This window comes from Bacillus sp. AFS029637, assembly GCF_002584985.1.
GTDB lineage: Bacteria > Bacillota > Bacilli > Bacillales > Bacillaceae_G > Bacillus_A.
This window is the reverse complement of the sequence record NZ_NUPZ01000021.1, coordinates 1-12,150: the sequence shown is the minus strand read 5'-3', so window position 1 is coordinate 12,150 and position 12,150 is coordinate 1. Positions and strand designations below refer to the sequence as shown.

Genomic DNA, 12,150 nt, shown 5'->3' with positions numbered 1-12,150 from the left:
GAATAGTTTTCATATTTTCTAAAGAAAGGACAGACTTCCTTGTATGTCTTTTTAAAACAAAATATAAGGATTATCCATATATTCCCGTCAAATATATCATTCTTCCACATTTATTTATGAAATAGAAAAACCGATCTGTACACATATACAGCTCAGTTTTTCTATGATATTTATTTCACTATCCCATAAATACAATTCTTATATAAAACTTATTCATTTTTAGTAAAGTTATTATTTTACATAATTAAATTAAATTTCTTTCATTTTCGCATGATAACTTACAACTCATTCACAGTTTTGAACGTACCATAAATTATTACAAACTAAAAAAATATAATACCGCCCTTCTCAACTGACACTATCACCAATTTTAATGTGCTCTACGAATTTGTACCTATATTTGATTAAAATTTCTATATATGTACCTTCATATGCACTACAAGAATATACTATTTTATTATTGAACTTAGGAGTGATCGTTTCATGAGGCTACCTTTAAGAATAACTGCTGTGGTCCCGTCTGTTCCCTCAATACATGTTCCCGCCATCCATACAGCAAGTTCCGATGTTGGCATTGAACTTCCCTCAACTTGGCAACAATATCAATTTCCAGGTCAAGTCTCCCCCTCATTTTGGCATCATGGCACGCATCCAAGTAGTACTACCTTTTATCAACAAAGTTATGCTCCACTACCCCCGACTCAAGTTTTTTATCATTTTCCATCCATTTATTTTCAAAATTTCTATGGTACTTTTAACATTTAAAAAATAATAGTACTCGTTATAATACAAAAAGCACCAAAGAAACCGTTTTTACCGGTACTTATGGTGCTTTTTGTATTATTTATTGTCCATTATTGACAGGAGCCTCTCCTGCATTCCCATCATTATTCGGTGGCGTTGTCACTGGTGGCGTTGGGTTTGTATTCCCTTGACCTCCACCATTATTTGGCGGCGTTGTATTCCCTTGGCCTCCTCCGCTATTCGGCGGCGTTGTATTCCCTTGATTTCCTCCGTTATTTGGCGGCGTTGTATTTCCTTGACTTCCTCCGTTATTTGGCGGCGTTGTATTCCCTTGATTTCCTCCGTTATTCGGCGGTGTTGTATTTCCTTCATTTTGTTTCTTTTGTTCTTCTTGTTTCTTTAATTCTTCCTGTTTCTTTTGTTCTTCTTGCTTATTAAGCTCTTCTTGTTTCTTTTGCTCTTCTTGTTTCTTAAGTTCTTCCTGTTTCTTTAATTCTTCTTGCTTGTTCTCGTCTTCAGTTTTTTGCTGTTGATTTTGTTGCGGCTTTTCAGTTGTATCAGGAACGCTCCTATTTGGCGAAGAATCACGTTTCTCTCCTTTTATACGCAATTCACTACCTTCTTGAATAACACTACTTGGCATTTTAAAGCGCGATTTATCAGTAGCCATCTCGCTCATCATTTCCTTAAAGATCAACTGTGCAATTTTCGTATTTTTACTACTAATATACTCGTCTTTACCATCTTTCATATATCCAGTCCATACTGCCATCGTATATTGCGGCGTATAACCTGCAAACCAACTATCACGAGTTGCACTTTCTGGAATGTGATATTGTGCTAATTGTTTTGAATCATAGTTTGTTGTACCTGTTTTACCAGCTACATCTAAAGAACTTATATTGGCCGCTGTACCAGTACCTGATGTAACGACAGAACGAAGCATATCAGTAATCATATATGCTGTAGAATCCGCCATAACTTGTTTTGGTTTTTGCCCAAAACTTTGTGATTTGCCGTCTGGATAAACTACTTTCTTCACAAAATGCGGCTTCGTATACTTACCATTATTACCAAATGCCGCATAAGCACCTGCTATTTCAGTTGGTGATACTTCATTTGTACCAATCGCTGTTGATTCAGTCGGTGCTGTATTAAATGTAATGCCTAGTTTCTCAGAGAATTCTTTCGATTTACTAATTCCTACTTCTTTTGCAGTTTTAACTGCAGGAACATTACGTGACATCTTTAATGCTTCACGCATTGTAATTGGACCTAAATGACTTCTGTCTGCATTTCGAACTTCTTGTCCAGTTGAATATTTAAATGGAGAATCATCAATTTGATGATAAGTAGCCCATTTTAAGTATTCAATAGCAGGAGCGTAATCAAAGATTGGCTTCATTGTCGAACCAGCTGCACGATCTAATTCGATTGCCATATTATGCCCTTTAAATACTGCCTTATTTTCACCGCGTCCACTACCTATAGCACGAACTTCCCCTGTTTTCGTATCCATAAATGTGAAAGCACCTTGGAATTTATCATTTGGATAATCAATAATATTTGTATTTAAAATATTATCAGCTAATTTTTGTGCATCCTGATCCAATGTTGTATAAATTTCTAAACCGTCAGAACCAATGTTAGCATCCGGTAATTCTTTTTCTACCTCTTTCACAACCGCATCCATAAATGCAGGATATGGCATTGCTTGAAGTTCTGTTGCTGGCTTAAGTCCATCTGTTACTGGAACTTTTGACGCTTCTTCCATTTCTTGTTTTGTAATATAGCCATGTCGATTCATTAAGCCTAGAACAGTATTTCTTCTTTCTGTTGCTCTTTGAACATTTTCTGGTTTCGTTGGATCATAGTTATTTGGTGCTTTCGGTAAACCTGCTAGCATCGCAACTTCTGGTAATGTTAAATCTTTTAATTCTTTACCATAGTAGTTTTGTGCTGCTGTTGCGATTCCATATGAACGGTTACCTAAATTAATTTTATTTAAATACATCTCTAATATTTCATGTTTTGAATACTGTTGTTCTAGCTTATACGCTAAATATATCTCCTGAACCTTACGCTTTGACGTTTTTTCCATCGATAAGAAGTAGTTTTTAATAACTTGCTGCGTTATCGTACTTCCACCTTGTGAACCATAATCTCCTTTAAGACTAACTAAAATCGCACGTGTAGTACCTTTAAAGTCTACTCCACTATGCTCATAAAAACGTGCATCTTCTGTCGCTAAAAACGCTTCTTCTACTAATTTAGGAATTTGATCATACGTTACATTCGTCCTTTTTTCTTTTCCATATTCATATACCAAATTGCCATCTTTATCATAAATTTTTGAGGATAACGGATTAACAAGTTTTGCTTTCTCAAGTTTTGGTGCGTCCTTAATCATTACGAAAAAGGTAGCAACACCTGCCACTAAACCAACAATACCAATTAATAAACAACTAATTAAAAACTTACGAAAAAATGATGTTTTACCTTTTGGTTTTTGATTTTTAGAAGCTGGCTGTTTTTTCTTTTTAACTTGTCGTCGCTCCTCTCGAGAACGATAATTTTCTGACATGTTACTTTCTCCTGCCTTTCAATTCTCCCGTTGATTTACTTAAAAATATTGAGGTCACTTTCTAAAAAATTTAATTAAGAAAGTATATTGACCTGGAGCATTCAATATTTTCCCAATTCACAGATTATACTTTTTAGAATTTTTTTTATACAAACTATTTTCACTTCTATTTTTCTTAATAATGCTGCCCCTTAAAGCATAGAATGTACAAAGTGAATTTTTAATACCTCGTATAAATAATATACCTTTTTTTCAAATGGTCAATATTTTCTTATTTATAAATCAAAGGTGAAATAAAAATAGCACAACGATATGTACTTCGTGTGAACTTCCTTATAATTACGTATAACGAACATTTAATATATTGCATATAAGTATAATACCTCTTTAATTATTAGGATTTCAACACCACATCCCAATATATACAAGAAATCAGCAAAAATAAAAAGTAAGGAGTTGCGTAATGATGAAGTTATCTCCCATTATCTCAAAAAATATAGTTGCTGTTGGCTATAATCCTTTTTCTATGATTTTAAGAATTCAATTAAAGAATGGTATGTATGATTTCTTTAACGTGCCAGAAAATATTTACACTGGTTTATTAAACGCACACTCTAAAAGTTATTATCATAATACTTATATTAAAAATTCTTACCGCTACACTAAAATTTAAACTTAAACATCATATAAAAACGAAAGGAGGACAATTCCCCCTTTCGTTTAAAAAGATTTTCACGATCCAGTTATCTTCTATTTCTCCTATTAATTTCATCATATGCTTGAATTTGTTTTTTCAAACGCCGATCAGCTTTTTTTTCATGTACAACAAAAATTGCATGTATAACTCCTGGTACCCAAAATATTAATGTCAAGATGAAATTTAGTATTGCTTGAAATGGCTTTCCGCAAAATAATACCGCTACAGGTGGAAGAAAAATTGCTAATAAATACATCATCGCTTGAAAACTCCTTGTTTTATATTTTTCATTTCTCGTCTTTTCATGCGCTGACCAACCCGATTATTTGGGTGTTTCATACATTTCAATTAAACAATAAAACTTCTTTACTGTTATATATTCTATTCATATGAAAGAAAAACCTACTATATCAATGTTATCCCGTATGTAAAACTGAAATTTTACATACTTCTTTTAAATGGGCATTTTAACCCCTTTATTGTTTTCTACTCTCTCCTCTCCCTCTATTATAGTTAATCCAATTGCAGAAATAACCGTTCCGATTGCTTGTATCCAAATACCAATGAGTGCTATTATCCTCTCATTCTTCTTATCCATAATACTGTCTTCATTTTCAATTTCATCCTTCGATAAATTAATAATACCTTGATAAGCTTGAAGTCCTGCCCCTAAACTTTGCATAGAATTACCTAGAATAATGATTCTTTCTAGGGCTTTTCTCTCCATCAATGCTGCTTCTACACCTAAAAAAGCACCAATTGATTGTAAACTGTTCCCGACAATTATAAGATAATCATTCTCTTTCAGTTGTTCGTTTATATTAAAATACGTTCCTATTACATTTGATATATTTCCTAATGCTAATAATTCAATCCCCATTTCATCAAGTATTTTCCTTTTATTCTCCAAACATATATTTTGATTTTCTCTTTCCCCTTCATCTTCGCTATAATCATTTGCCACAATTTGTAATATATACCCGAGGGCTTGCAATGAGCTTCCTACAATAACAAGATCCGATTCAACTTTTTCTTCTCCATTAAATCCTCTTGTTGTTCCGATGGCCGCTGTAAGATTTCCACCTACTTGAAACCATGCCCCTGTCACTTTTAAACTGCGTAGATTCATTTTTATCACCTATACAAAAATTTTCTACTGCTTTCGAAATAAACAAATGTCGCCCTTAATCTTTTATTTTATTTTGCATATGTAATTTTGTGCATTCTATAGTGTGTTAATCATACAAAAAAAGCACCTTTACGGTACTTTTTTAACAACACATTTCTCAATGAAAATATATGCAATTAAAAACATTTATATCATTCAATATATACTTATTTTTGATGCTATCCTGGGCACGTCAATGAATCTCCATTGTTCTCTATTGTTATATTTAATATATATTGAATTGCTTTATGTGACCACATTTCAGGTGTAGGTGATTCATTTATATATTGTGGTGCACATGAATACAGCATCGGGGTCTTAATGCTTCCTCCTGGATCTAAAGCGACAACAGCCATTCCATGAGGTAATTCCAGTGCCATAGATTTTGTAATACCTTCAATTGCAAACTTTGAGGCACAGTACGGTGCAAGCTCAGCCTCACCTTCTCTGCCCCAACTAGAACTCATATTAATAATAATTCCTTCTTTCCTAGCTACCATAGCCGGGACAAATGCTCTTATTACATTTACTACACCATTAACGTTTATATTCATTACATTATCAAATTCACTAGCTGTAACTTTCCAAATTGGTGCATTTTGATTAACAATTGATGCATTATTTATTAACAAATCGGGGGTTCTATATTTATGAAATACATAACTTGCCCAACTACTAACTTGCTGAGAATCTGAAACATCAATGATTTGAAAATCATGTGTATTACCGTAATGTTTTTTTAGTTCTTCAATTTTATCTTTTGAACGTCCACATCCACATATATTCCATCCCAATTCGTGAAATCTTTCAACCATTACGCGGCCTAATCCTTGCGTCACTCCTGTAATTATTACAAGTTTCCTAATTTCGTTTTGCTTCAATTCCCTCGCCTCCCTTTCCATATTTTATTCTCTTCACTTTCATACAGCCATTTACTAAAGTATCAACTCACTTCATACTTTAGTAGCATTTTTGATATTGTAAAAAAAGAATAACCATAGCGGTTACTCCTGTTTATATCTCTATAAATTCAATATTACTTTTAATTCCCCACATTTCTCACACTGAAAAATGCGAGCTACACCTAATATATCAATTTTAAAAAAACATTATCTTGCAGCTTAATAAAACTATATTTATGTTTACAGGGCGATTCATCAAAAAATTCCCAACACAAAACAGTCCACTTTCATGTAAGAATTTTCATCTAGTCTATTTACATACTTTTATGTAAATACTCAATTTCATTTTGCAACTTTTTGAATTGCTCAAAATGCATGGTAATGGATTGATTGCTACTATAATCAACATTTTGCTTCACTAATAAAACACCAGTATCATGAAAAATCGCTTCGAGGTCTTTCCTAATCGATACTTTCGTAATATGCGCTGTTTTAATTGCCGATAAAATTGCTATTTCATTAAACTTTAATTTTATTTCATTTGGACAAAATGCTTCTTCAACCAATATAACTTCATTGCTATAAATTAGCGCAACAAGTGGACTTGATTTTGCATCTGTTAAATCCACTCTTTTTATAACATTATTCATAACATTTTGCCTCCTTTTATTTTCATATATATTAATTATACAAAATTAATCTTTGGGTTACTTAACCTTACATTAATTTTAACACACTTTCGTAAAAGGATTAAACTGTAATTCGCACGTTTTACTATTCCACAATTTTTGTTAAATGAACCATTTGGACTATAAATCCATATAGTATTGTTAACAATTAATTATAAAGCAGGTGAAAATTATGCCATCAGTTGTAGGGAATTTAGTTGTACAAAATAGTAACGGTTCATTTAACTTAGGTGATTTCTACAACGTTTCTCCGAAAGAAAATACGAAAGCTTATAATGGATCTGGTGCATCAAATGTTGGTTTTGTTGTTAATACTTTTAGCGGTGTTAGTGCGACTAATACGTTTGATTCTGATCTTGCAGATCAAAACCAAGTAGGTACGGCCTAACACTATATTTCCATCGTTCTGTTTAGGATTTTTAAATTTGTCTATACTATAACTAGGCTGTTACACAGCTATTGTTGATTTTGGAGTACCCTATCTTTTTCTCCCTTTCCCTGGGGCTCAGCAGCTAGTATGAAGCTAGCTGCTTTTTCGGATGATTTTTTCTTTTTTCCTTATTCATCAGTAAAAAAGCTAAATATTACATTTCAACTTCTTGTACATTAATAATATCCGTACCATGTTTCTGCTTTTTTCGGATGACGAAAATACTCCAGTTTATATTTTACTACTTCATATTCCACCATCCCGATTTTTATCCCTTTCGTTTCTTTTAATATAATCATTAAATCATTTATATTTTCATCATACGATTCAAAAACCTTCCCGCCACCTTCTCTTTGAAAAATGACTTTCACAATATCTCTCCCAACTTAATTTCTTTAATAACTAATCCGATTAAAAGTAAGCATTCTTTTTTCTAACATTTTCATAGCAAAAAGAACATCCTTCTTAATAGAATGCTCAGCTTGTCATTTCCTATAACGGCAATATTTTTTCAATACAATTATATGTATTATTCTTCAAATAATGTTTATCCACTTCAAGAAAATTAATATATTTGATTTATATTTAATAAAATTAATTAACTAAAACATTATAATATCAACAACCTATAAAACAATTAATTTCTCTCTTTTAATTTTATCCATAATTTTACATTGTAATTCTTAATATTAAAATGTAATATTGTATTGTCTTACTATCTATTTATAACACACACACTAATTAGAAAAGGGAACTCTATATGAGTTCCCTTTTCTAATTAAGATTATACAACTATTCATGAAAAATCCATTCACATATTGTTTTAGTTGCTTCGGAATAAGGTTTTAGCAAATCTTCAAGAGTTTTACTACGACAATTATATACAATGATCTAACACTTTTTTTTATATAGTATTCCGTTTATTCTTATCTACGCTTTCTTTTCATCTAAATCCCTTTATTCTACTATTAATTACATTCACCGATGTAATATTGCATTGTATTTGTAAATCATTATCCAAATAAGATCCTATTTTCTCTCTTTTTTACATAAAAACAAAAAACAGAAATCTAGCTCCATGCTAAATTTCTGTTTTTCCTCTATTCGTATTATTTTTCTTCTAGAAATTCAAATGTATCTTTAAATTCTTTATCATTTACCTTAATATCAGCAGCTTTCAATAAATCAGTAACTACTTGTTGTTTCCATTTACCTGTCGTATCTTGTAGTCTTTGCTCTTCTAAATCTTTACGAATTTTATCCTTCACTTCATCAAACGGCTTCAATTCTTTTTTATCAGTCGCTTTAATAATATGGTAACCATAAGTAGTTTTAATTGGCTCACTTACTTGTCCTGCATCTAATTTATACGCAGCTTCCTCAAATTCTTTCACAGTTTGCCCAGGAGCAAAACCAGGTATTTCCCCACCCTGTTCTTTTGAACCAGTATCTTCTGAATATTGCTTCGCTAAAGCAGCAAAATCTTCACCATTATTTATTTTCTCTTTTACTTCTTTAGCAGTCTTTTCATCTTTTACTAATATGTGACTTACCTTCATCTCTGGTTTATAGTTATCTTTTACATCTTTTTCTGTAACAGTCTCTTTAATCGCTTTCTCAAATGCAATTTCCGGCTTCATTTTCTCTTTTAATTCATCTTCGTCTTTCAATCCTAATTGCTCTAAAGTCGATTTAAAGTTGTCACCCATTTTCTCTTTCGCTTCTTCTACTTTCTTTTGTGCTTCCTCATCTGAAACTTTATATTTATCTAACAATGCCTTACTTAACATCATTTGATATATAGTACTTTCACCATATTTTTCATGTAATTCTTTACTTAATTCTTTCTCTGAAATGTTACCTACTTTTGATGTTACTACGTTGTCAGAGGAACCGCATGCAGATAATGCCAACACTACGCATGAAATAATCGTTCCCAAAAATAACTGTTTCTTTTTCAATTCAAATACCTCACTTTTATCAATATGTAAAAGTAACTATACACTGTTATTGTGAAAACAGTGTGTTTTCTGCATGTAATTCATTTCATTTGAATCAACTATGCTCTTTTATCTTCTATTGTTAATAGTCTTCCTATTTTATTAGTAAGAAGACTATTTACTTTTACATTAAAACACATTTCATTACTGACTAATCAAATGTGTTTCTAGTATCCAATGATTTTGCCCGATATTCACCGTATTTTTTTCGCTTTCCCATATGGAAAGATTTTGATCCAGCTATAGTCCCCTTAATATTCATACATTCAAGCTTGTCCTAGTAATTTGCTCCGTACCTAACAGAATATTACTTGACTACTACGTATCCACTATGCTAGTTTGATTTACTTAATTCGAACCTATAAACCAAGAAAGTGACTTATTTCCTATTAATTGATTCACATCACATTTTCCAATGCCGGAAACATTTCCAGAATCCGTATATTGCCAAATATCACATGGATATGCTGGCTTATTTCCTCCATAACGAGGAATCCAAACAAAATCAGCCTCAATATTCCGTGCTCCAAACGATACATACGTGTGATGCCCTACATATAATCCTACTCTTTCTGCACCTAAACGACGCAATTCATCTATAAATGCTTGAGTTCCGCCTTGCATATCTACCATCGTTTGAACTTCTACATCCGCCACCCAAAACTTAGCAGATTTATCGCCACGATTCCAAAAATTTTGTGCTTCTTTCTTTGCATCAGCAATAGATATAAAACGGCAAAATGCATAATTACCAAATGGAATACTGCGCTTTTTCATTTCATCCACATAGCTTGGATACATAAAATCCACCGTGTTCGAGCCATCTTGAACTCTAGCAATAACTAAATCTAGCTGAGGTGCTGCAATATCCCAATTAATAGTTCCATTCCATTTTGAAATATCTACAATAAAACCCATACAATTCAACTCCTTTTTATTATCATATTCAAAGCTTTTTTTATTGTAAGTCTCATATGCCTAATACTAGTAATCTATTATTTAAATAAGGAGAATCATTATTATTTTTTCAAATATATACCTATTATCAAAAACTTCCATTCATTTATTTGTTTCCCCTCAATTGGCTAAATAAAAAACATTTTCTCTTAATGAAAATGTCTTTTCACATTATTACAATCAACTTCACTAAAATTACATATTATATTAATACACCTATTCACATGAATCAAAAAGTGAATCATATATCACACTCAATATTAGGAGCTGATTTCATGGAAAAAAAACCTATCGTATTCAAAATTCCACCAAATTCAAAACTAAAAGTTACATTTTTCGGTCCTTGTAACGAAGTAATTACAAATGTTTCTATAATTAATCAACTTCTCACCCCTAAATGCCAAACTATCACTCAATATCCAGACTATAAGAAATATGAAACCGAAGTACAATCCCTATCCCGTTGTTAATCCACGTAATTCAAAGTTTTTACAGCTAATTTTAAAAGAAACACTTCATTAATAGGCTTAAATTACTCATTTTATGATATTCCATTGATAATGTATTGATTCCTTACACGTTTTCATTAAATGAGCATATATTATCGTATGGAGATTATCCACTCATAAAACCTATCTTTCTTTAGAGCGTACTTTTTATGTATGCTCTTTTTTGTTGAACCATCCTCCATATTCTTCTGTACATATAAAATTGTGCACCATTTATTTTTGTTTAACTTACTATTTTAATAATGTTGAAGGGGACTGAATTACGCTCAAATAACAATATATTCAATTTATTCACTTATATATACTAGAAAACAATAAAAAAACCTCACCGTTTGATGAGGGTCTTAAAACTTTCTACAAAACATCTAATCTTCGACTTCATTTAGTTGGGGAAGGGAATCTTGCAGCTTCAAAATGTGCCCCATCTTCTAAAGCACTTAAAACTCCATCTATACTACTTTGCGCATAGACCTCAACTTGATCTCCTTTATTCAATTGAATTATCGTCGAAACACTTACTACATTTCCAAAATTTATCGGACCAAAAAAGTCGTTATCTATAGCTATTGCAGCGTTTCCATTCACACGAATTTCTACACGTGCTCTATAATTTAAGTTGAGATCGTTTGGAAAGAAACCAATTGTTCCAATAATAGAATAAACCCCTCTAGTCTTCGGAATAAAAATAGACGTTGCTGGATTATACTCATTTGCTAAATCAAATTGTTCATTTTGGAACAATACCTTTACAAAAGTATTAGCAGGAACAGTTTGATCCACCGTATTTCTTGCTCTAAATGCAGATGCCCTTACAAGCTTGTCCTTGTTGTCATAACACTTACTTGTGTTCTTACAACAGTCATGCTGTTTCTTTTTATACTCCTTACAATATTTACAATAGTAATAACAAGACATACTAGTTCCCCTTTCATGCTTATTACTACATATTATGCAAGATTGATTAACAAAGTTTGGACTAATTATTATTATTTCTCATAAGGGTGCTCTATACTTACACTCTTATTTTTTATATACAACTCAATTCCTTTCGATTTATAAATTGTATACAGTTCCATATAGAATGGTCAGAAAAGAACTTCCGTATTTAACAAATTCAACATTTAAATACCGGGAAAAAATACGATAAATTTGAGTGATTCCCCTCTCTAATTACATATTTCAATTACAAGTTTCATCTAATAATAATACTTCGATTTTTGGAGGTGATTTTATGGCAAAAGAAAATAAATATAATTCAAAAGAAATTCTTTACGGAGCTGCATTCGATCCTAACTTGATTGGGCCGACACTACCACCTCCTCCAACATTTACAATACCAACCGGACCTACTGGGGCTACTGGCGTTACTGGAGCCACAGGAGATACTGGACCTACTGGCATTACTGGGACTACGGGCGTTACTGGACCTACCGGCGTTACTGGACCTACTGGCATTACTGGGACTACGGG

General features: G+C 32.1%; 13 protein-coding genes and 1 pseudogene. 5 read left to right on the top strand and 9 right to left on the bottom strand.

The window, feature by feature from the left end; genetic code table 11:
* Positions 1-483 precede the first annotated feature (483 nt).
* Complete coding sequence (locus COE49_RS09315) at positions 484-765, top strand: hypothetical protein (RefSeq protein ID WP_088230327.1); 282 nt, start codon at positions 484-486, stop codon at positions 763-765.
* A gap of 79 nt (positions 766-844) precedes the next feature.
* On the opposite strand, the gene COE49_RS09310 is transcribed toward COE49_RS09315, so the two are convergent.
* A complete protein-coding gene (locus tag COE49_RS09310; protein WP_088230328.1) occupies positions 845-3,328 on the bottom strand; it encodes a transglycosylase domain-containing protein in 2,484 nt (827 codons plus the stop codon).
* Between the two features lie 463 nt (positions 3,329-3,791).
* Between COE49_RS09310 and COE49_RS09305 the strand changes: the two genes are divergently transcribed.
* Entirely contained in the window at positions 3,792-4,001 is a 210-nt protein-coding gene (locus COE49_RS09305) for a KTSC domain-containing protein (RefSeq protein ID WP_140417329.1), read from the top strand.
* A 70-nt stretch (positions 4,002-4,071) separates the two neighbouring features.
* Here the strand turns inward: COE49_RS09305 and COE49_RS09300 are convergent, their stop codons facing one another.
* The 4 genes from COE49_RS09300 to COE49_RS09285 all read right to left on the bottom strand — a co-directional run bounded on the left by COE49_RS09300 (position 4,072) and on the right by COE49_RS09285 (position 6,745).
* Positions 4,072-4,284 (bottom strand): YqaE/Pmp3 family membrane protein, encoded by a 213-nt coding sequence (locus tag COE49_RS09300; protein WP_088230329.1) that lies wholly within the window; start codon positions 4,282-4,284, stop codon positions 4,072-4,074.
* A gap of 195 nt (positions 4,285-4,479) precedes the next feature.
* Positions 4,480-5,154: a DUF6944 family repetitive protein gene (locus tag COE49_RS09295; RefSeq protein WP_088230330.1), complete on the bottom strand. Its 675-nt coding sequence runs from the start codon at positions 5,152-5,154 to the stop codon at positions 4,480-4,482.
* Positions 5,155-5,372: 218 nt separating this feature from the next.
* Complete coding sequence (locus tag COE49_RS09290; protein WP_140417330.1) at positions 5,373-6,095, bottom strand: SDR family oxidoreductase; 723 nt, start codon at positions 6,093-6,095, stop codon at positions 5,373-5,375.
* A 314-nt stretch (positions 6,096-6,409) separates the two neighbouring features.
* Entirely contained in the window at positions 6,410-6,745 is a 336-nt protein-coding gene (locus COE49_RS09285; RefSeq protein ID WP_088230331.1) for a hypothetical protein, read from the bottom strand.
* 211 nt (positions 6,746-6,956) lie between these two features.
* Here COE49_RS09285 and gerPF point away from each other — a divergent pair, with 211 nt between their 5' ends.
* Positions 6,957-7,172, top strand: a complete 216-nt coding sequence (gene gerPF, locus COE49_RS09280) for a spore germination protein GerPF (RefSeq protein ID WP_001141569.1) — start codon at positions 6,957-6,959, stop codon at positions 7,170-7,172.
* 218 nt (positions 7,173-7,390) lie between these two features.
* On the opposite strand, the gene COE49_RS09275 is transcribed toward gerPF, so the two are convergent.
* From COE49_RS09275 to COE49_RS09265, 3 genes and pseudogenes are all read right to left on the bottom strand, one after another.
* Positions 7,391-7,585, bottom strand: coding sequence for a hypothetical protein (locus COE49_RS09275; protein WP_088230332.1), 195 nt, complete (start codon positions 7,583-7,585; stop codon positions 7,391-7,393).
* Between the two features lie 738 nt (positions 7,586-8,323).
* The gene (locus COE49_RS09270) at positions 8,324-9,175 is read right to left on the bottom strand and encodes a peptidylprolyl isomerase PrsA (protein ID WP_088230333.1); all 852 of its coding nucleotides are present in this window, start codon (positions 9,173-9,175) and stop codon (positions 8,324-8,326) included.
* 390 nt (positions 9,176-9,565) lie between these two features.
* Positions 9,566-10,132 (bottom strand): annotated as a pseudogene (locus COE49_RS09265) (glycoside hydrolase family 25 protein); the annotation flags it as partial.
* 314 nt (positions 10,133-10,446) lie between these two features.
* Between COE49_RS09265 and COE49_RS09260 the strand changes: the two are divergent.
* Positions 10,447-10,641, top strand: coding sequence for a hypothetical protein (locus COE49_RS09260; protein WP_088230334.1), 195 nt, complete (start codon positions 10,447-10,449; stop codon positions 10,639-10,641).
* 417 nt (positions 10,642-11,058) lie between these two features.
* Here the strand turns inward: COE49_RS09260 and COE49_RS09255 are convergent, their stop codons facing one another.
* Entirely contained in the window at positions 11,059-11,595 is a 537-nt protein-coding gene (locus COE49_RS09255) for a C1q-like domain-containing protein (RefSeq protein WP_088230335.1), read from the bottom strand.
* 316 nt (positions 11,596-11,911) lie between these two features.
* Here COE49_RS09255 and COE49_RS09250 point away from each other — a divergent pair.
* A partial coding sequence (locus COE49_RS09250) for an exosporium leader peptide-containing protein (protein WP_141556625.1) occupies positions 11,912-12,150 on the top strand: 239 nt, incomplete at its 3' end.

Bases quoted from the DNA above. Each gene is read 5' to 3' on its own strand.
- COE49_RS09255 (WP_088230335.1), bottom strand. From the start codon at position 11,595: ATGTCTTGTTATTACTATTGTAAATATTGTAAGGAGTATAAAAAGAAA.
- gerPF (WP_001141569.1), top strand. From the start codon at position 6,957: ATGCCATCAGTTGTAGGGAATTTAGTTGTACAAAATAGTAACGGTTCA.
- COE49_RS09315 (WP_088230327.1), top strand. From the start codon at position 484: ATGAGGCTACCTTTAAGAATAACTGCTGTGGTCCCGTCTGTTCCCTCA.
- COE49_RS09260 (WP_088230334.1), top strand. From the start codon at position 10,447: ATGGAAAAAAAACCTATCGTATTCAAAATTCCACCAAATTCAAAACTA.
- COE49_RS09305 (WP_140417329.1), top strand. From the start codon at position 3,792: ATGATGAAGTTATCTCCCATTATCTCAAAAAATATAGTTGCTGTTGGC.
- COE49_RS09290 (WP_140417330.1), bottom strand. From the start codon at position 6,095: ATGGAAAGGGAGGCGAGGGAATTGAAGCAAAACGAAATTAGGAAACTT.
- COE49_RS09295 (WP_088230330.1), bottom strand. From the start codon at position 5,154: ATGAATCTACGCAGTTTAAAAGTGACAGGGGCATGGTTTCAAGTAGGT.
- COE49_RS09285 (WP_088230331.1), bottom strand. From the start codon at position 6,745: ATGAATAATGTTATAAAAAGAGTGGATTTAACAGATGCAAAATCAAGT.
- COE49_RS09310 (WP_088230328.1), bottom strand. From the start codon at position 3,328: ATGTCAGAAAATTATCGTTCTCGAGAGGAGCGACGACAAGTTAAAAAG.
- COE49_RS09300 (WP_088230329.1), bottom strand. From the start codon at position 4,284: ATGATGTATTTATTAGCAATTTTTCTTCCACCTGTAGCGGTATTATTT.